The organism is Pseudomonas fakonensis (assembly GCF_019139895.1).
Lineage (GTDB): Bacteria > Pseudomonadota > Gammaproteobacteria > Pseudomonadales > Pseudomonadaceae > Aquipseudomonas > Aquipseudomonas fakonensis.
Map to the genome: position 1 here is coordinate 366,758 of NZ_CP077076.1, position 19,122 is coordinate 385,879.

A 19,122-nucleotide genomic window follows, 5' to 3' on the forward strand; every position below is an offset into this window, starting at 1 on the left:
CTTTTGGGCTGCGCTGATGGGCAGAGAATTGCGTCGCCCTTGGAGTTGTTGGGGCTGCTGCGCAGCCCATCGCAGGCAAGCCAGCTCCTACACGGAGCGCATCGAGCTCAAGCTTTGTTCAGTGCCTGTGGGGGCCGGCTTGCCGGTGACGAGGCGGGGTGAGTTGTGGTTTACCACGGCGGAAACAAAAAAGGCCCACCTTTCGGTGAGCCTTTTGAGTACTGCATATGGTGCCGGCACCAGGAATCGAACCCGGGACCTACTGATTACAAGTCAGTTGCTCTACCATCTGAGCTATACCGGCACAGGGGCGTCATTATAGCGATGGAATCGAGCCTGTAAACCACTTCCTCGCAAACTGCCTGCAATACCCTAAGTCACCGAGGCAAAAGGAGAAATTTCCTACCAGCCGCGGTGGATGGTGTTTACGCCTGGCTCGGTTTTGCCGGGGTTGAAGAACAGCTTGTCATTGTCGCAGCCGCGCTTGCGGCACGGGCTTTCGGCGTGCAGGGGCAGGCCGCGGTCGCCGCCGAGCTGCATGCCGGGGGTGTTCCAGTCCAGCGTGGTGGGCTTGGCGGTCGGGGCGGGGCTGGCGCAGCCGGTCATGGCCAGGGCGACGGTCAGCAGGGCAATGGGCTTGGCGTGTTTCACGATGTTCGAATCCGTTCCAAGGTCTGTAGTCAAAAACGCTGGATGGTACTGCTGCAGGCCGGGTGGTGTGGCTGTGGGCGGCAATTTTAGCGGCTGCTGCCAGGCAACAGGTAGCTTCAGAAGCGGTGGCTGTGACGCGCTTCCGCTTTGCCCTTGCAGTTAGCGTCGCGGGCCGTGAGGCCAGGACGCCCAGCGCATGCATCGCGGGCAGCCGGCGATGATACACCGTTTGGCCCTGCAGGGCTTCATCCATGATTGGTGGCCATATGATATCAATCGGTGTCACTAAAATCGAATGCTTAATATATTTTACGATTGCGCCGCGCTGTTTGGCCGCAGGCGGCGTATTTTGACTTTGAAGGTGGCCTCGGCTAACCTTGTGTTCATTATGTTGAACAGTAAAGCTTTCAAGCTCCTCTCCACCTCCCGCCTGGTCTCCCGTGAACGTCACTGGACCGGCGACCTCTAGCGCCACCCTCCCTCCACAGCCTTAAACGTTTCTGTCTCGCGCCGATGCCTGCGCGCTCGGCTGCTGTCGCCCATGGGAGGGCACCATGCGTTCCTGGATCTATCTGATCGTTGCCATCACCGCCGAGGTGATCGGCACGGCGTCGATGAAACTCGCCGCCACTTCGTCTCCATTCATCGGGCATGCCGTCATGTACGTGATGATCTGCCTGTCGTATTTCTTCCTGGCCCTGGCGGTCAAGCGGGTGCCGGTGGGCGTCGCTTATGCGCTGTGGGAGGGGATCGGCATCGTGCTGATTACCCTGGTCAGCGTGCTGTGGCTCGGTGAGAGCCTGGGCTGGGCCAAGGCCCTGGGCCTGGCGGTGATGATTGCCGGCATCTTGCTGGTCAAGGCCGGTACCCGCAGGACACCTGCCAAAGCTGAAGGGGAGGTGCTGCCATGCTGATTCCGTTCCTGTGGCTGGGTTTGGCCATTGCCCTTGAAGTGCTGGCGAACCTGTTGCTCAAGTACTCCGACGGTTTCCGTCGCAAGGGGCTGGGTTTGGCCTCGATTGTTTGCGTGCTGGCGGCCTTTACCGCGCTGGCGCAGGCGGTGCAGGACATCGAACTGTCCTTGGCCTACGCCATCTGGGGTGGCTTCGGGATTCTGGCTACCGTGGCCATGGGCTGGGCGTTGTTTGGGCAGCGGCTGGTCGGGCGGGGGTGGTTGGGGTTGCTGTTGTTGCTGGTGGGGATGGGGTTGTTGAAGTTGGCTTGAGGTCGGCGCGAAGGGCCCAATAGCCGGCAAGCCGGCTCCTACAGGGAGCGTGATCTCAAGCACGCTCGAAGGCTTATGCACAAGCGGCATTGGCCGCTTGCGCGAAAGGCATGCCGAAGGGCGTTACCACCGGTCTTTGCGCAAAGGCCTGTTTTTACTGGTTTTCAGAAGCTGTGTGGAATAAGCGAGGCGGTCTAAATAGCGATTGGATCCACAAAATCGCGATTTTAATCAAAAGCTTGTTCACAGAGTTATCCACAGGCTGTCAACTGCGTTCAGCCAGCACCAGCAGGTTGCGCGGAGTGAGCGGGTAGTCGCAGAACACGCCGACTTTTACCTCGTAACCTTGCTCGGCCAAGAAAAGCGCGCGGTCGAGCACCAGCCACATCTCCAGCGGCCGGCGGAACAGCTTGCGCACCAGCTCGAGGTTGCGCACCTCGGCCAGGCGTTGCCAGCCGGCGGCTTCCAGTACCTGCCAGTCGGGGCTGCCGGTCAGCCCGACATGCCGCAGCTCGGCCAGGTCGCGGCAGTATTGCTCGAAGGGTTTGGCCAGCCAGTCAACGGCCAGGGAGGGGGTCGGCAGGTACTCGTCGATGCCGCGTTGTTCACGCTGCAGCAAATCGAAACCCAGGCGGCGGGCCATGGAGGTGTCGCGCTGGCGCCGTACCCGGGCGCTGGAAGTGACGGCCTCGCTCAGGGGCAGGCCCAGGTCATCCCGTGACAACTGCAGTAACGAAGCCTTGGCGGCTGTGGATAACGGCTGGTAGGCCTCGGCCTGGGTACGGTTGTAGCAGCACGGGGCCACGGCCAACTGGCGGCAGCCATGCTGGCTGGCCAGTTGCAGCAAGCGTACGTGCAGGTCGCCGCAGGCGTGCAGGGCGACCGCGCTGGTGTCGCGGGCCAGGTGCCGGGCGCTGTCGCTGGCCATCACATCCTGGTGCACGTGGGTGGCGGGCAGGTGGTGGTGCTCGCTCAGGGCTTGGCCGGCCTGCACCAGCTCGGCGTCGTATTCCAGGCAGGTCAGTTGCTGGCCGGGCTGCAGCAGGCGGCGGCCCAGGTGGCCCTTGCCCGAGCACCAGTCCAGCCAGTGGCGTGGCGCTTGCGCGAAGGCCAGGCGCCGGCTGAAGGCTTCGATCTGTTGCCATTTGCGCCCGGGCACGGCGACGTCAAGGCGGTGGCCGGCGCGGTGCAGGCCGGCGTCGGGCAGTTCGCCTGCGGCCGACAGCTGCAGGGATTGGGCGGCCAACTGCGGGAAGGGCGCAGGGGCTGGCAACTGCTCGGGGTGTGCGGCTTCGGCCTGTTCCAGGGTGCGTTGGCGCAGCCAGGTGGACAGCTCGGGGTGTTCGGCTTCCCAGCCCAGGTGCAGCAGGGTGAAGGGGCGCGGGCGCCACAGGGGCTGATGCCGGGTGATGAAGTGGTCGAGGGCCTGGAAGCGCTCGAGCAGGTGGGGGGTGTGCAGGTAGGAGGGTGTGTTCATGCTGGCACCGGGGGCGCGGTCTGGAAGGGGGCGCCATGCGCCCCAATCGCCGGCAAGCCGGCTCCTACAGGTGCGGCGCATGGCTGTAGAAGCTGGTTTGCAGTTGGTTGAGGCTCAGCGGCCTTGGCTGGCGTCCACGCGCAACTTGCGCTCCAGCAGCTTGAAGCCTTGCACCAGCACGAACGAAATCAGCAGGTAGAACACCCCGGCGGCGAAGAAGATCTCCACCGGCAGGTAGGTACGGGCGATGATGGTTCGCGCCATGCCGGTCAACTCCAGCAGCGTCACGGTACTGGCCAGGGCACTGGCCTTGAGCATCAGGATCACTTCGTTGCTGTAGGCCGGCAGACCGATGCGTGCGGCGCGCGGCAGCATGATGTAGAACAGCGTCTTGCCACGGGACATGCCCAGCGCCCGGGCGGCTTCGATCTCGCCCTTGGGGATGGCTTGCAACGCGCCGCGCAAAATTTCGGCGATATAGGCGGCGGTGTGCAGGGTCATGGTCAGCACGGTGCACCAGAACGGGTCGCGCAGGTACGGCCACAACGCGCTGTTGCGCACCGCATCGAACTGCGCCAGGCCGTAGTACACCAGAAACAGCTGCACCAGCAGCGGCGTGCCGCGGAAGAAGAAGATGTAGCTGAAGGGCACGGCGCGCACGTACCAGTGGCGCGAGGAGCGGGCGATACCCAGCGGGATGGCCAGGATCAGCCCGGCAACCACGGCGATGGCCACCAGCTCCAGGGTCAGGGTGGCGCCCTGAGCCAGCTTCGGCAGCCAGTTGTAGATCACTTGCCAGTTCATTTATTCGGCCCTCATGAAGCCGCGAGCGGCGCGCTTTTCCAGCAAGTGCATACCGGTCATGGCAATCACGGTCAGGCCCAGGTACATGCAGGCGGCCACGGCGTAGAAGGTGAATGGCTCTTTGGTCACGGTCACCCCGTTCTGTGCGTGGCGCATGATTTCTTCAAGGCCGATCACCGATACCAGCGCGGTGTCCTTCATCAGGATCATGAACAGGTTGCCAAGGCCCGGCAGGGCCACGCGCCACATCTGCGGCAGGATGATCCGCGACAGGATACGGCCCTTGGACAGGCCCAGCGCCAGGCCCGCTTCGCGGTGGCCCTTGGGGATGGCCAGGATGGCGCCGCGGAACACTTCGGTGGCGTAGGCACCGAAGCACATCCCCAGGGCGATCACCCCGGCGGCGAAGGTGCTGAGCTCAAGGCCCGGCATGTTCAGGGCTTCGCCGAGGCTGTTAATCAGCCCGACGGTGCCGAAATTGATCAGCAGTACCCAGAGCAATTCGGGTACGCCGCGCACCAGTGTCGAATAGGTGCCGCCAAGCCATTGCAGTGGCTTGACCGAGGAGGTCTTGGCCAGGGCGCCGAGCAGGCCCAGGACCAGCCCCAGCAGCAGAGCGCAAAGCGCCAGTTTTACGGTCATCAGGGCGCCGGCCATCATGGCCGGGCCGAATCCGTGCAGGTCGATATTCATGGGCAGGTGCATTCAAGGGACCGGCACCGCGCAAGGCGGTGCCGGTCGAGGTGAATCATTCGATGCTGAACGGGAAGTACTTGTCGTTGATCTTCTTGTACGTGCCGTCGGCCTTGATTTCGGCCAGGGCCTTGTTCAGGTCGTCGCGCAGCTTGGTGTCACCCTTGCGCACGGCGATGCCGATCTTGTCGCTGTCCATCACCGGCTCGCCCTTGAACTCGTAGTTCATGCCGTCCTTGCTCTTGAGCCACTCGTACTGCACGTACTTGTCGGCCAGGATGCCGTCGATGCGCCCGGCCAGCAGGTCGAGGTAGGCGTTTTCCTGGGTGTCGTACAGCTTGATGTCGACGCCGCTGTAGTTGTCTTCCAGGTAGGTGCCGGCCAGGGTAGCGCGCTGGGTGCCGATGGTCTTGCCCTTGAGCGAGGCCTTGTCGGTTTTGAAGTCGACGTTCTTCGGCGCGATGAACTGCAGCTTGTTGGAGTAGTAGGGGTCGGTGAAGTCGACCGCCTGCTTGCGCTCGTCGGTGATCGACAGCGACGACACCAGGAAGTCGAACTTCTTGGCGTTCAGCGCCGGGATGATGCCGTCCCAGTCGGAGGTGACCACCGAGCACTCGACCTTCATCTTGGCGCACAGGGCGTCGCCGATGTCCTTGTCGAAGCCGACGACGTTACCGCTGGCGTCCTTGTTGTTGAACGGTGGGTAGGCGGCTTCGATGCCCATGCGCAGTTTTTCTGCGGCCATGGCGTTGGCCGACATCACCAGGGTGGCAGCAGCTGCCAGGAGGAACTTCTTGTAAGTGTGCATGTATTGCTCCGTTAGCGGTGGCTGGACATGAATTGCTTGCAACGCGCCGAGTTCGGGTTTTCGAAGACCTGTTGCGGCGATCCCTGCTCTTCGACCAGGCCCTGGTGCAGGAACACCACTTCACTGGACACCTGGCGGGCAAAGTTCATCTCGTGCGTCACCAGCAGCATGGTACGGCCTTCTTCGGCGAGGGCGCGGATGACGTTAAGCACTTCCTGGACCATTTCCGGATCGAGCGCCGAAGTTGGCTCGTCGAACAGGATCACCTTGGGCTTCATGGCCAGGGTGCGGGCGATGGCGGCACGCTGCTGCTGGCCACCGGAAAGCTGGGCGGGGTAGGCGTTGCGGCGCTCATAGATGCCGACTTTGTTCAGCAGCGCTTCGGCGGCCTCGATGGCCTCGGCCTTGCTTTGGCCGAGCACGCGGCGTGGTGCCTCGATGATGTTGTCGAGCACCGACATGTGCGGCCACAGGTTGAAATTCTGGAAGACGAAGCCGATTTCGCTGCGCAGGCGGTTGATCTGGCGGCTGTCGGCGGCAATCAGGTCGCCGTTTTTCTGCGCCTTGAGCTTGAGGGCTTCACCGGCCACCAGGATTTCACCCTGGTGCGGGTTCTCGAGCAGGTTGATGCAGCGCAGCAGGGTGGACTTGCCCGAGCCGGACGAGCCGAGGATGGAGATCACGTCACCGTCGCGCGCGGTCAGCGAAATGCCCTTGAGAATTTCCTGCTCGCCGTAGCGTTTGTGCAGGTTACGGATTTCCAGCGCGGGCGTGGCCTGGGCCATGTGCGGTCCTCATGTGTTCGGGTGCGTTCCCAGCTGTTGGCGGCCTTCCTGGCGAGCGCCACGCTAGCATAGCGGCGCAACGTGGGCCAACGGGGTCGCAAGGGGCTTCGGTTGTTGGTGGGGCAGTTTGTCGCATCGTTGCAGTGGACTGTCGCGAGGATGTCCGCAATAGCACTTTGCCCGGCACCGGAGCCTTGATGAAAAAAGGCGCGATGGTGCCAGCTTTGGCCAGTTGTTGGAAGCGCTTTAGACCATTTCCTCCCTGTGCGGGCCTCATCGCCGGCAAGCCGGCTCCTACAGAAGAAGACCAAACGGGTTGCACCTGCAGGTTGCGCTTTTTTGCCTTGCACTGGTGCAAAGGTGTTACCGAGGGGCACCTTTGGTGCGTTTGTAAGTGGGTATTTCAGTAATCCGGACTTGGCATGGGGATTTGGCGGCCTTTCGGTCAAGACCTGGCCGAAAGCCCTGCAGGGCGCGTCGTTATTGGACTTTCAGAAACATCAGACGAATGCATTCAGCAGATGGCGCGCTTATTGCCAGCAGGAAAGCGCCGATTGCAGCGACGCCCAAATCAACCCCAGGGCGCGCTTCGTATAGCAGTCGGAGTGGTCCACTCCTTACAAAGGTAGTTTTATGAGCGGTAACAATTCCAATGACCTCGCTCAGGGGCTCAAGCAACGGCATGTGACCATGCTGTCCATCGCAGGCGTGATCGGCGCCGGCCTGTTCGTCGGCTCCGGCCACGCCATCGCGGCTGCCGGCCCCGCCGTGCTGCTGGCCTATGCCGCCGCCGGTACCCTGGTGGTGCTGGTGATGCGCATGCTCGGTGAAATGGCGGTCGCCTCGCCCGACACCGGTTCGTTCTCCACCTACGCCGACCGCGCCATCGGGCGCTGGGCCGGTTTCACCATCGGCTGGCTGTACTGGTGGTTCTGGGTACTGGTGATCCCGCTGGAGGCCAACGCCGCCGCTGCCATTCTGCATGCCTGGTTCCCGTCCGTGGACCTGTGGGCGTTCTCACTGATCATCACCCTGGCGCTGACCATCACCAACCTGTTCAGCGTCAAGAACTACGGAGAGTTCGAGTTCTGGTTCGCCCTGCTCAAGGTGCTGGCGATCATCGGCTTCATCGTGGTCGGTTGCGCGGCCATGTTCGGCATGGTGCCGGGCAGCCAGGTCAGCGGTGTCAGCCACCTGTTCGACACCCAAGGCTTCATGCCCAATGGTCTGGGCGCTGTGCTGGCGGCCATGCTGACCACCATGTTCTCGTTCATGGGCACCGAAATCGTCACCATCGCTGCCGCCGAATCCAAAGACCCAGGCAAGCAGATCAGCCGCGCCACCAACTCGGTGATCTGGCGTATCTGCCTGTTCTACCTGGTGTCGATCTTCCTGGTGGTGGCCATGGTGCCGTGGAACGACCCGACCCTGGCCGAGAAGGGTTCGTACCAGACCGTGCTCAGCCTGATCGGCGTGCCGAACGCCAAGCTGATCGTCGACATCGTCGTGCTGATTGCCGTGACCAGCTGCCTGAACTCGGCGCTGTACACCTCCTCGCGCATGCTGTTCTCCCTGAGCAAGCGTGGCGACGCCCCGGCCATTGCCCAGCGCACCACCAAGGCCGGCACCCCGCACTGGGCGGTGCTGCTGTCGACTGCTGCAGCCTTCCTGTGCGTGTTCGCCAACTTCCTGGCCCCGGCCGAGGTGTTCGAGTTCCTGCTGGCCAGCTCCGGCGCCATCGCCCTGCTGGTGTACCTGGTGATCGCCGTGTCGCAACTGCGCATGCGTGCCCAGCGTGAGGCCAGTGGCGAGAAGATCTCGTTCAAGATGTGGATGTTCCCGGGCCTGACCTGGGCCACCATCGCCTTCATCGTTGCCGTGCTGGTGGTGATGGCCCTGCGTGAAGACCACCGTGCCGAGATCATCGCCACGGCGATTCTCAGCATTGGCGTGGTTGCTGCGGGCCTGCTGGTACACCGCAAGCGTGCGGCTGCCGGGCGCGTGGCGCTGGATAGCTGATTCGCGCTGGCTGCAATGAACAAAGGCCGCGCCCTCTAAAGGGCGCGGCCTTTTTGTTTGCGGTGGCGCAGGCCACCCGTAGGAGCCGGCGATAGGGCCGGGCCTGGCAGCATTAATCTCTGCCAGGGCTGCTGGCCCTATCGCTGGCAAGCCAGCTCCTACAGGGGGCGCGCCGGCATCTGGAAGCCCACAGGATTGTTTGGCGCGGTCGATCAGCCAAACTGCTTCTGCTGTTGCTGCTGCTTGGCCACCAGCTCCGACGCGGCGATATAGGCGTCCTGGAACTCGTCGCTTTCCAGCCAGGCCATGGTGGTGTCTTCGTCGGCGCCGTCGAGCCAGGTGCGGTAGGCGTTGAACACCAGCACGATGTAGTCGGTGGCGTGCTCTTCCTTGTGGCCTTTGAGTACCAGGGCCAGCAGCGGGTCGACCAGGAATACCGAAATCATCGCCACCAGGCTGGTTTGCTGCGCGGCTTTCATCTTGTCGAACAGCTCCTTGTAGCTGTCGGACTCCATGGCCTTGCTGAACACCTGCTCGACACTGGCGCTGTCGCCAGCGCTGGCCTTGACCGCCTGGCCGCTGCGCACCATGCGGTTTTGCTTGGCCTTGGCGGCGGCGCGCTTGGCGCGTTTCTGTTGCTTGTTGTTGGTGGCCATGGGGCGCGGTCCTTGGAGTGAATGCTAAAGGCGCGTATTGAAGCGCAGTTGCCCAAGAAACCCAAGCCTGCCCTACCGGCGAATGCGGCCACCCTGTAGGAGCCGGCTTGCCGGCGATGAGGCCCGCACAGGCCAAACAAGGCCTCAGCCAGCCACCGCTGCCTCATCCTCCTCAAACCCCCGCGAAGCCCTGCCCACCAGCAGCGCATCCGGCGCATGGGCCACACTGTGGTCCTTGCCCGGGTAATCCAGCGAATGCAAAAAGTGCCGGATGCAGTTGATCCGCGCACGCTTCTTGTCGTCGGACTTGATCACCGTCCACGGCGCATCGGCGGTGTCGGTGTGGAAGAACATGGCTTCCTTGGCGCCGGTGTAGTCGTCCCACTTGTCCAGCGACTTGATGTCGATGGGCGACAGCTTCCAGTGCTTGAGCGGGTCGTCGCGGCGCGAGATGAACCGGCGTAGTTGCTCTTCGCGGTTCACCGAGAACCAGAACTTGAACAGCAGGATGCCGCTGTTGCACAGCATGCGTTCCAGCTCCGGGGCCTGGCGCATGAACTCCAGGTACTGGTGCGGGGTGCAGAAGTCCATCACCCGCTCGACGCCGGCGCGGTTGTACCAGGAGCGGTCGAAGAACACCATTTCACCGGCGGTGGGCAGGTGCTGCACGTAACGCTGGAAGTACCACTGGCCCTTTTCCTGCTCGGACGGCTTCTCCAGGGCGACGATGCGCGCACCGCGCGGGTTCAGGTGCTCCATGAAGCGCTTGATGGTGCCGCCCTTGCCGGCAGCGTCGCGGCCCTCGAACAGGATGACGATGCGCTGGCCGGTTTCCTTCACCCAGTTCTGCACTTTAAGCAGCTCGATCTGCAGGGCGTGCTTGGCCTTCTCGTAGTCCTGGCGGCGCATGCGGGTGCGGTAGGGGTAGCTGGCCGGCAGGCGGGCCGAGGTGCTGTCCTCGCTTGAGCCCTTGCGTGCGGTGGCTACCTGCAGGGCGGCCGGCTGCTGGCTGACCTGGGTGATGGTTTGCGGTTTGGCAGCGGGCTTGCGCGGGCGGCGGGCGCGAGTGGCGGGTTGGGCGCTGGCCGGCGTGGCTTCGGCGGGTGAGGGAAGCAGCAAGGTGGCGTCGTCGCTCATGGCGGTCCTTTTGATCGAATCGGGTGTCCACCGGTCATCCTAGGGGGAAGGGGGTAGTGGCATTTTGATGTCGATCAAATGGGGCGGTGGGTGAGGGCTGTGGGGTGTACGCCGGGAGTCTTTTAGCGCCTACAAGACCGAGCGCCGCCCGCGCGGCGCATCGCGGGACAAGCCCGCTCCCACAGTTTGTTTCGGGCCAATTATGCCTGTGCAAGTACCAGCGCCTGCCTTGGTGCATGTCTTGAGTCATGTGAGGCGGCGGCAACGTCCACGCTGAAATCGCGTCGAACCAACAAGGCGGACCAAGTGATGGTACAGAACAGACTGGCCCGAAACAGATGTGGGAGCGGGCTTGTCCCGCGATGCGCCGCGCGGGCGGCGCTCGGTCTTGTAGGCGCAGAAAGACTTTCGGCGAACACCTGGAGGCCGCTACGCGAACATTTCGCTCGTGAGGCGTTCAGGGCAAATACGAGAAGGGGGGTAAATCACAAACAACAAAAAACCCGCACTAGGCGGGTTTCTTGTGTCGCTTCGGGTAACTTTGCAACCACCAGAAGCTTGAAGGTGGTGCCCAGAGACGGAGTCGAACCGCCGACACGAGGATTTTCAATCCTCTGCTCTACCGACTGAGCTATCTGGGCGACGGGGTGAATTAAATAGATTTTCTGACGGGTCGTCAACGACTTTTTTGAAAAAATTTTAAATTAATTCCGTCGCTTACGATCCCCGGGCTCATTCCGAGGGTGGAACGTAGCCTTCGGCCTGGGCGTAATCCTCGCCGGCGAAGAACTTGTCCATCTCGGCCTGGATGAATTTGCGGTCTTCGGCATTCATCATGTTCAGGCGCTTCTCGTTGATCAGCATGGTCTGGTGGTCCTGCCACTCTTTCCAGGCTTTCTGCGAGATGTGCTCGAAGATGTCCTGGCCCTTGGCGCCGGGGTAGGGCGGGCGCTCCAGGCCTGGCAGTTCTTCGTTGTACTTGCGGCACTTCACGGTGCGGGTCATGGGGTTTCTCCTGCAATCAGTTCGTCGGCCGCGCGTTGCAGCAGCTTCTTGACCGGGGCAGCAAGGCCCAGGCGCGGCGGGGTGGCGAGGTTATACCAGAGCCAGTCGGCCTCGGCCACGTGCGCCCCGACAGGCTCGACACGCACCAGCCACGGTTCGATCGCCAGCTGGAAGTGGCTGAAGGTGTGGGTCAGGCCCTGCAAAGCCTGGCTACCAGCCAGGCGCAGGCCGTGCTGGTAGGCCAGGTCGTCGAGCTGCGCCAGGCTGTCCAGCTCGGGCAGGCTCCACAGCCCACCCCACAGCCCGCTGGATGGGCGGCGGTACAGCAGGATGGCGCCTTCGTGGTTGGTCAGCAGCGGCATCAGCGTCTTGCGCTGGGGCAGTGCCTTGCGTGGCTTGGGCTCGGGGTAGCGGGTCTCTTCGCCGTGCAGGTGCGCCTCGCAACCGCGCTGCAACGGGCAGATCAGGCAACTGGGTTTGCTGCGGGTACACAGCGTGGCACCCATGTCCATCATCGCCTGGGTGTAGTGGTTGGCCCGGGCCATGGGGGTGAAGCGTTCGGCGGTTGCCCACAGCTGGTTGGCCACCTTGGGCTCGCCGGGGTAGCCGGCCTGGGCGGTGTAGCGGGCCAGCACGCGCTTGACGTTGCCGTCCAGAATCGGCGCGCGGATGCCCATGCTGATGCTGGCGATGGCACCGGCGGTGGAGCGGCCGATGCCGGGCAGCTCGGTGAGCTGCTCGACGCTGCGCGGAAATTCGCCGCCATGCTGCTCGACGACGATCTTCGCGGCCTTTTGCAGATTGCGCGCGCGGGTGTAGTAGCCAAGGCCCGTCCACAGGTGCAGCACTTCGTCTTCCGGCGCTTCGGCCAGGGCCTGCACGGTGGGCAGCGCCTGCATGAAGCGGTCGAAGTAGTTGAGTACGGTGCTCACCTGGGTCTGCTGCAGCATGATTTCAGACACCCACACCCGGTACGGGGTGATGCCCTGTTGCCAGGGCAGGTCGTGGCGGCCGTGCTGGTCGTACCACTCCAGCACCGCGCTGGAGAACTGCTGGGGGCTCATCGTTTGAACAGCCCCTTGAGCGCGTCTTTGAGTTCCGGGCTCACTTTGCCTCCGAGTTTCTCTTCGAGCTTTTCATCGATCTTGTCTTTCAGGCGGTTGCCGGCAAGCTTGGCCGCCACCTTGCCCAGGCCGTCCTGGTCCAGGCGGCAGGCCTTGGCGCCCAGCTCCAGCGGGCCGCGGCAGCGCAGCGGCACCTCAACGCCCACATAGCGCTCGTTCACCTGGCAGGCCGGGTCGGGCATGGCGCGCTGGTCGCCTTCGACCACCACGCCGACGTTGTAGTCCATGCCCAGCACGCGCAGGTCGAGGTCGCCATTGCCGTTCACCGTCAGGCCCGGGACGCGCGCCTTGAGGTCGGGGTTGCTGGCCACGCCGTTGCGGATCACCAGGCTGCCGCGCAGCTCCTGGAACGGCGTGTCCTTGCCGCGTGGCTCGCCGCTGAGTTGCTTGCGGTTGAGGGTGGCGATGGCCTGGCACAGCTGCTGCTCGAGGTTGGCGTTGACCAGTACGCCGTCGTTGATGGCAAAGCTGGCGGTGCCGTTCAAGGTGTCGATCAGCGCCTTCTGGCTGTTGCCGGTGGCGGTCAGGTTGCTGTCGAGGGTCAGCAGGCCCTTCACCGGCGGTGCCTGGTCAGGGCTTTCGCGCTTGATGAAGTGCTCTACCGGCACGCGGTTGATCTTGGTGTTGACGCCGATCTGCGGCACGGCCGGGCGCACGTCGACCGTGCCCTTGGCCTCGAAGCTGCCGTTGTACAGGCCGCCGCGCAGGGTCTGCAGGGTGAGCAGGCCACCTTGGCTGGTGGCGTTGAGCTGGGCGTCGCTGATCGGCAGCTTGTCCAGGGTCAGCGAGCCGAAGGCCAGCTCGGCCTGCAGGTCGAGGGCGCGCAGGCGGTCGACCGGCAGCAGCTTGTCGTTGCTCCAGGCCTGTTGCGTCGGTGCGTTGGGCAGCGGCGTGGTACCGGCGCCGGCCACCGCGGCAGACTCCTGCTGCTTGACCTCGGCCTGGCGCGCCGCGGTGGCGCCCTTGGCTTCTTCGCTTTTGGCCGGCAGGTAGCGGTCGGCGTTGAAGGTGTCGCCTTTAAGGCGCACGCGCAGGGCTTGCTTGGCGAAGTCTTCCACCGCCACACGGCCGCTGAAGGTGCTGTCGTCCAGTTTCACCGCCAGGTCTTCCAGGGCCAGGCTGTTCTGCGAGCCTTCCAGGCGGGTGACCAGCTCGAGCTTGTTGAACGCGACCGGGTCGGCGGTGGCTGGCAGTGGCTGGCCGATGCCGTCGAGGAAGGTGCGCAGGTCGAACTGGGCGATGGACAGCGCGCCAGTGAGTTGCGGGGCGTTGTCCAGCTCGCGCAGGTTCAGCTCGCCGAGGGCGCGCAGCTGGTTGGCCGAGACTTTCAGCCCGCTCCACGACGCCACGTTGGCGGCCAGGTCGACCAGCAACTGGCCCTGGGCAGCGAAGGTCAGGGTCTTGCCGGCCAGCGGCTCGCCCGAGGTTTCGCCCGACAGGCGCAGGTCCTCGAGGTTGTAGCGCTTGAGCTTGCGGTCAAAGCGCAGCTCGCCGGCAAGCTCGGTGCGGGCCTTGATGTTCGGCTGGCTGGCTGCCAGGAAGGCGCTGGCCTTGAGCGGAATGTTCACGCCTTCGTGCACGGCGCCGGTGCTCAGCTGGATGCTTTCGGCGCTGTAGGTCTGCCCGGCCTTTTCATCGGTGTACAGCACCCGCGCGTTGTTCACGGTCAGGCTGTCGATGTCGAGTTTGACTGCGCGTTCGCTGCTGCCTTCAGGCTTGCTGGCAGGGGTATCGGTGGGTGCGCTGGCGCCGCCGGCCGGGGCGCTGGCCACGGTAGGGTCGGGCAGCGGCTTGCCAATGTCTTCCCAGTTGCCGTGGCCGTTGGCATCACGGGTGAGGGTGAGGTTCAGGCCCTCGACCCGCACGTCGCTCATCTGCACTTCACGGCGCAGCAGCGGCAGCACGCGCACCGACAGGCCAAGCATCTGCAGGTCGGCGAACGGCACCTTGGGGTTGTTCAGCGTGGCGATGCTCGCTTCGTGCAGCTCCAGGCCCAGCCACGGGAACAGGCTCCAGCCGATGTCGCCGTTGAGGGTCAGTTCCACATGGGCCTTGTCGCGGGCCAGCTGGCGGATTTCGTCTTTGTAGTCGTTGGGATCGAAGAGGTGCGTCAGGGCGAAGCCCAGCGCCACGATGATCAGCAACAACCCGAGAAGCCCCAGCCCCAGGATTTTGCCGAACGCTTTCATGGGCGAGTCCTTGTAGTCCGATTTTGAAATTCAGCGGCGAGTATAGCGCCGTGCGGTATGGCTCTGCGTATCCGACGTTTCGACAGTCTGTGCCGGGGCAGTTCATTTATTCCCCGACCGCCCCTGTAGGAGCCGGCTTGCCGGCGATAGGGCCGGCGCAGGCCGCACACGGCCTTTGTTCCCAAGCGCAAAACCCCGCATCACCACACCTGGGTACAAGAATTATTGACTCAGTTGTCGAAAAAATAGGGATATCAGATTGCCTTCATGTCATCTGCAGCTGTTAATCTTGCGCCGCTTTTGCAGCCAACCGCGACCCATTGTCGCGGTCTGGTGCCGATAACGGCCGGGCCGCCTTGCGTGCAGCCACACAGAGCCGGGCATTGAAACTGCGAGCAAAGCCCACCTACAAGAGGAAAACCCATGAACAGCAGTATCACGGCAGGGGCGGCGCAGAGCGCGCCCGGTTTCCTGTCGAAGGAGCGCATCATCGCCCGCCCGGGCTTCAACCGCTGGCTGGTACCGCCGGCAGCCCTGGCCATTCACCTGTGCATCGGCATGGCCTACGGTTTCTCGGTGTTCTGGCTGCCACTGTCCCAGGCCCTGGGCGTCACCGCCCCGGTCGCCTGCGCCGCCGACATGGGCTTCGTCGCCCGTCTGTTCAGCGCCGAGTGCGACTGGCCGATCTCCATGCTCAGCTGGATCTACACCCTGTTCTTCGTGTTCCTCGGCTGCTCGGCCGCGGTACTCGGCGGCTGGCTGGAGCACGCCGGCCCGCGCAAGGCCGGCCTGGTATCGGCACTGTGCTGGTGCGGCGGCCTGCTGATCTCGGCGATCGGCGTGAAAACCCACCAGCTGTGGCTGATGTGGCTGGGGTCGGGTGTCATCGGGGGTATCGGCCTGGGCCTGGGCTACATCTCGCCGGTGTCGACCCTGATCAAATGGTTCCCGGACAAGCGCGGCATGGCGACCGGCATGGCAATCATGGGCTTCGGTGGAGGTGCCATGGTGGGCGCTCCTCTGGCCACTGCACTGATGGGCCATTTCGGCAGCAGCACCGAGGTGGGCGTATGGCAGAGCTTCGTCGCCATGGCCGCGATCTACTTCGTGTTCATGACCGCCGGTGCCCTGGCTTACCGCGTGCCGCCGACCGGCTGGAAGCCTGAAGGCTGGACGCCGCCGGCGAAAAAAGCCAACGCCATGGTCACCGACCGTCACGTGCACGTCAGCGTGGCCTGGAAGACCCCGCAGTTCGCCCTGGTATGGCTGGTGCTGTGCCTGAACGTGTCGGCCGGTATCGGCATTCTCGGCATGGCCTCGCCGCTGCTGCAGGAAGTGTTCGCCGGCAAGCTGCTGGGCAACGAGCTGACCTTCAGCGAGCTGAACCCCGCGCAACTGGCGCAGATCGCCGCCATTGCCGCCGGTTTCACCGGCCTTTTGAGCCTGTTCAACATCGGCGGGCGCTTCTTCTGGGCGTCGTTCTCCGACTACATCGGCCGCAAGAACACCTACTTCGCCTTCTTCGCCCTGGGCGTGGGCCTCTACAGCCTGGTGCCGAACATGGGCCACCTGGGCAACGTGGCGCTGTTCGTGGCGGCGTTCTGCATCATCCTGTCGATGTACGGCGGCGGTTTCTCCACCGTGCCTGCGTACCTGGCCGACCTGTTCGGCACGCAGATGGTCGGCGCCATCCACGGTCGCCTGCTGACCGCCTGGGCCGCTGCCGGCGTGCTCGGCCCGGTGCTGATCACCTACCTGCGTGAAGCGCAGTTGGCTGCGGGCGTGGAGCGGGCTGCGGCCTACGACATGACCCTGTACATCCTGGCCGGCCTGCTGGTGCTGGGCTTCATCTGCAACCTGCTGGTGCGCCCGGTGGCCGACAAGTACTTCATGACCGACGCCGAGCTTGCTGCAGAGCGTGCCCTGAGCCACGACAAGGGCGCCGACAGTGCACGCTCGCTGGAGTGGAAAGCCTCGTCGGGCAGCCTGCCGCTGGTGCTGCTGGCCTGGGCCGTGGTGGTGATTCCGCTGGCCTGGGGTGTGTGGATTACCCTGCAGAAGACTGCAGTGCTGTTCCACTGACAGCTGATTCAGCCGGCGCAGTGGCCGGCTGTTGCATTCTCATCGCGGGGCAAGCCCGCTCCCACGGGTCTTGTATAGACTTGTAGGAGCGGGCTTGCCCCGCGATTGCTTGTGCTGCCATATGTCATCCGCGTTTCAAGCCGGCGCGTTCTGGGCCTATAATGACGCCCTTTTCGCCCAATGATTTTGCGGAGCTGGTGATGGTCGAACGTAAGGCTTCCGTCGAGCGCAATACCCTGGAAACCCAGGTCAAGTGCTCGATCAACCTCGATGGCAGTGGCAAGGCCCGATTCGATATCGGCGTACCTTTCCTCGAACACATGCTGGACCAGATCGCTCGCCATGGGCTGATCGACCTGGATATCGAGTGCAAGGGCGACCTGCATATCGACGATCACCATACTGTCGAAGACGTCGGCATCACCCTCGGCCAGGCCTTCGCCAAAGCCGTCGGCGACAAGAAAGGCATCTTCCGCTACGGCCACTCCTACGTGCCGCTGGATGAAGCCCTGTCGCGCGTGGTCATCGACTTCTCCGGCCGCCCGGGCCTGCAGATGCACGTGCCCTATACCCGCGCCAGCGTTGGCGGCTTCGATGTCGACCTGTTCCAGGAGTTCTTCCAGGGCTTCGTCAACCACGCCCTGGTGACCCTGCACATCGACAACCTGCGTGGCCACAACACCCACCACCAGATCGAGACCGTGTTCAAGGCCTTCGGCCGTGCCCTGCGCATGGCGGTCGAGCAGGACGCGCGCATGGCCGGGCAGATGCCGTCCACCAAAGGGTGCCTGTAAATGCAGACCGTAGCCGTAATCGACTATGGCATGGGCAACCTGCACTCGGTGGCCAAGGCCCTCGAGCACGTGGGGGCCGGCAAGGTCGTGGTCACCAGCGACGCCGCAGTCATTCGTGAAGCCGACCGCGTGGTGTTCCCGGGCGTTGGCGCCATCCGCGACTGCATGGCCGAAATCCGCCGCCTGGGCTTCGACAGCCTGGTGCGCGAAGTCAGCCAGGACCGCCCGTTCCTCGGCATCTGCGTGGGTATGCAGGCGCTGCTCGAGCACAGCGAAGAAAACGACGGTGTCGACTGCATCGGTTTGTTCCCGGGCCAGGTGCGCTTCTTCGGTAAAAACCTGAAAGAAGACGGCGAGCACCTGAAGGTGCCGCACATGGGCTGGAACGAAGTGAGCCAGACCATCGACCACCCGCTGTGGCACGACATCCCCGACCGGGCGCGCTTCTACTTCGTGCACAGCTACTACATCAATGCCGGCAAGCCAGGCCAGGTGGTCGGCCGCGGCCACTACGGCAACGACTTCGCCGCAGCGCTGGCCGATGGTTCGCGCTTCGCTGTGCAGTTCCACCCGGAGAAGAGCCACACCCACGGCCTGCAGCTGCTGCAGAACTTCGTCGCCTGGGACGGGCGCTGGTAAATGAGCAGAGCGAAGACCAAGGCGCCGATCATCACCCTGGCCCCCGAGCAGGAGCGCCAAGCGCTCGACACGCTCAAGCGCTTCCTCGAAGACCGCTTCGAGCTTGAGCTGGGGTCATTCGAGGTGGCCGAGGTCCTCGAGCTGTTTTCCAGAGAGGTTGCTCCGTATTACTACAACAGGGCGATTGCCGATGTTCAGCTGCACCTCAAGGAGCGGTTCGAGAGCATCGAAAGCGACCTGTGGGCGCTCGAGAAGCCCTGAACTCAACGAATTGGACAGGTCCCCAACATGCTGATTATTCCCGCTATCGATCTGAAAGACGGTGCCTGCGTGCGTCTGCGCCAAGGCCGCATGGAAGACTCCACGGTATTCTCCGACGACCCGGTGAGCATGGCCGCCAAGTGGGTCGAGGGTGGCTGCCGCCGCCTGCACCTGGTCGACCTGAACGGCGCCTTCGAAGGCCAGCCGGTCAACGGTGAAGTGGTTACCGCCATCGCCAAGCGCTATCCGACCCTGCCGATCCAGATCGGCGGCGGCATCCGCTCGCTGGAAACCATCGAGCACTACGTCAAGGCCGGCGTCAGCTACGTGATCATCGGCACCAAGGCGGTCAAGCAGCCAGCGTTCGTCGCTGAGGCTTGCAAGGCCTTCCCGGGCAAGGTGATCGTTGGCCTGGATGCCAAGGATGGCTTCGTCGCCACCGACGGCTGGGCTGAGGTCAGCTCGGTGCAGGTCATTGACCTGGCCAAGCGTTTCGAGGCCGATGGCGTCTCGGCGATCGTCTACACCGACATCGCCAAGGACGGCATGATGCAGGGCTGCAATGTGCCCTTCACCAAGGCCCTGGCCGAAGCCACGCGCATTCCGGTGATCGCCTCGGGTGGCATCCACAACCTGGGTGACATCAAGGCCCTGCTGGACGCCAAGGCCCCCGGCATCGTCGGCGCCATCACCGGCCGCGCCATCTACGAAGGCACCCTCGACGTCGCCGAGGCTCAGGCCTTCTGCGACAACTACCAAGGCTGAGGAACGAC

General features: G+C 63.8%; 19 protein-coding genes and 2 tRNA genes. 8 read left to right on the forward strand and 13 right to left on the reverse strand.

Features of this window, described 5'->3' with window-relative positions; translation table 11 throughout:
- Window positions 1-228: 228 nt before the first annotated feature.
- Window positions 229-304, reverse strand: a tRNA-Thr gene (locus tag KSS94_RS01575).
- Window positions 305-402: 98 nt separating this feature from the next.
- Window positions 403-651: a hypothetical protein gene (locus tag KSS94_RS01580; RefSeq protein ID WP_217841365.1), complete on the reverse strand. Its 249-nt coding sequence runs from the start codon at window positions 649-651 to the stop codon at window positions 403-405.
- Between the two features lie 554 nt (window positions 652-1,205).
- Between KSS94_RS01580 and KSS94_RS01585 the strand changes: the two genes are divergently transcribed.
- Entirely contained in the window at window positions 1,206-1,565 is a 360-nt protein-coding gene (locus KSS94_RS01585; RefSeq protein ID WP_217841366.1) for an SMR family transporter, read from the forward strand.
- Window positions 1,559-1,876, forward strand: coding sequence for a multidrug/spermidine efflux SMR transporter subunit MdtI (gene mdtI, locus KSS94_RS01590; protein ID WP_217841367.1), 318 nt, complete (start codon window positions 1,559-1,561; stop codon window positions 1,874-1,876). The genes KSS94_RS01585 and mdtI overlap by 7 nt, the downstream gene beginning before the upstream one ends.
- Window positions 1,877-2,141: 265 nt before the next feature.
- On the opposite strand, the gene KSS94_RS01595 is transcribed toward mdtI, so the two are convergent.
- The 5 genes from KSS94_RS01595 to KSS94_RS01615 all read right to left on the reverse strand — a co-directional run bounded on the left by KSS94_RS01595 (window position 2,142) and on the right by KSS94_RS01615 (window position 6,443).
- Window positions 2,142-3,353, reverse strand: a complete 1,212-nt coding sequence (locus KSS94_RS01595; protein WP_217841368.1) for a methyltransferase — start codon at window positions 3,351-3,353, stop codon at window positions 2,142-2,144.
- A 114-nt stretch (window positions 3,354-3,467) separates the two neighbouring features.
- Window positions 3,468-4,157, reverse strand: coding sequence for an ABC transporter permease (locus KSS94_RS01600; protein ID WP_217841369.1), 690 nt, complete (start codon window positions 4,155-4,157; stop codon window positions 3,468-3,470).
- A complete protein-coding gene (locus KSS94_RS01605; protein ID WP_217841370.1) occupies window positions 4,158-4,850 on the reverse strand; it encodes an ABC transporter permease in 693 nt (230 codons plus the stop codon).
- Between the two features lie 55 nt (window positions 4,851-4,905).
- A complete protein-coding gene (locus tag KSS94_RS01610) occupies window positions 4,906-5,658 on the reverse strand; it encodes an ABC transporter substrate-binding protein (protein ID WP_217841371.1) in 753 nt (250 codons plus the stop codon).
- Window positions 5,659-5,669: 11 nt separating this feature from the next.
- Window positions 5,670-6,443: an ABC transporter ATP-binding protein gene (locus KSS94_RS01615; RefSeq protein ID WP_217841372.1), complete on the reverse strand. Its 774-nt coding sequence runs from the start codon at window positions 6,441-6,443 to the stop codon at window positions 5,670-5,672.
- A 633-nt stretch (window positions 6,444-7,076) separates the two neighbouring features.
- Between KSS94_RS01615 and gabP the strand changes: the two genes are divergently transcribed.
- Entirely contained in the window at window positions 7,077-8,462 is a 1,386-nt protein-coding gene (gabP, locus tag KSS94_RS01620) for a GABA permease (RefSeq protein WP_217841373.1), read from the forward strand.
- 212 nt (window positions 8,463-8,674) lie between these two features.
- Here the strand turns inward: gabP and KSS94_RS01625 are convergent, their stop codons facing one another.
- The 6 genes from KSS94_RS01625 to KSS94_RS01650 all read right to left on the reverse strand — a co-directional run bounded on the left by KSS94_RS01625 (window position 8,675) and on the right by KSS94_RS01650 (window position 14,573).
- Complete coding sequence (locus KSS94_RS01625) at window positions 8,675-9,118, reverse strand: hypothetical protein (RefSeq protein WP_217841374.1); 444 nt, start codon at window positions 9,116-9,118, stop codon at window positions 8,675-8,677.
- Between the two features lie 144 nt (window positions 9,119-9,262).
- Window positions 9,263-10,255, reverse strand: coding sequence for a polyphosphate kinase 2 (ppk2, locus tag KSS94_RS01630; protein WP_225935827.1), 993 nt, complete (start codon window positions 10,253-10,255; stop codon window positions 9,263-9,265).
- Between the two features lie 565 nt (window positions 10,256-10,820).
- Window positions 10,821-10,896, reverse strand: a tRNA-Phe gene (locus KSS94_RS01635).
- 91 nt (window positions 10,897-10,987) lie between these two features.
- Window positions 10,988-11,260 (reverse strand): oxidative damage protection protein, encoded by a 273-nt coding sequence (locus tag KSS94_RS01640; protein WP_217841375.1) that lies wholly within the window; start codon window positions 11,258-11,260, stop codon window positions 10,988-10,990.
- A complete protein-coding gene (mutY, locus tag KSS94_RS01645; RefSeq protein ID WP_217841376.1) occupies window positions 11,257-12,324 on the reverse strand; it encodes an A/G-specific adenine glycosylase in 1,068 nt (355 codons plus the stop codon). The genes KSS94_RS01640 and mutY overlap by 4 nt, the downstream gene beginning before the upstream one ends.
- Window positions 12,321-14,573, reverse strand: a complete 2,253-nt coding sequence (locus tag KSS94_RS01650; RefSeq protein ID WP_217841377.1) for an AsmA family protein — start codon at window positions 14,571-14,573, stop codon at window positions 12,321-12,323. Before KSS94_RS01650 ends, mutY begins: the two co-directional genes overlap by 4 nt.
- A gap of 423 nt (window positions 14,574-14,996) precedes the next feature.
- Here KSS94_RS01650 and KSS94_RS01655 point away from each other — a divergent pair, with 423 nt between their 5' ends.
- From KSS94_RS01655 to hisA, 5 genes are all read left to right on the forward strand, one after another.
- Entirely contained in the window at window positions 14,997-16,655 is a 1,659-nt protein-coding gene (locus KSS94_RS01655; protein WP_217841378.1) for an OFA family MFS transporter, read from the forward strand.
- Between the two features lie 200 nt (window positions 16,656-16,855).
- Entirely contained in the window at window positions 16,856-17,449 is a 594-nt protein-coding gene (hisB, locus tag KSS94_RS01660) for an imidazoleglycerol-phosphate dehydratase HisB (RefSeq protein ID WP_217841379.1), read from the forward strand.
- Window positions 17,450-18,088, forward strand: coding sequence for an imidazole glycerol phosphate synthase subunit HisH (hisH, locus tag KSS94_RS01665; protein ID WP_217841380.1), 639 nt, complete (start codon window positions 17,450-17,452; stop codon window positions 18,086-18,088).
- Complete coding sequence (locus KSS94_RS01670; RefSeq protein WP_217841381.1) at window positions 18,089-18,349, forward strand: DUF2164 domain-containing protein; 261 nt, start codon at window positions 18,089-18,091, stop codon at window positions 18,347-18,349.
- 27 nt (window positions 18,350-18,376) lie between these two features.
- Window positions 18,377-19,114: a 1-(5-phosphoribosyl)-5-[(5-phosphoribosylamino)methylideneamino]imidazole-4-carboxamide isomerase gene (gene hisA, locus KSS94_RS01675; protein WP_217841382.1), complete on the forward strand. Its 738-nt coding sequence runs from the start codon at window positions 18,377-18,379 to the stop codon at window positions 19,112-19,114.
- Window positions 19,115-19,122: the final 8 nt, after the last annotated feature.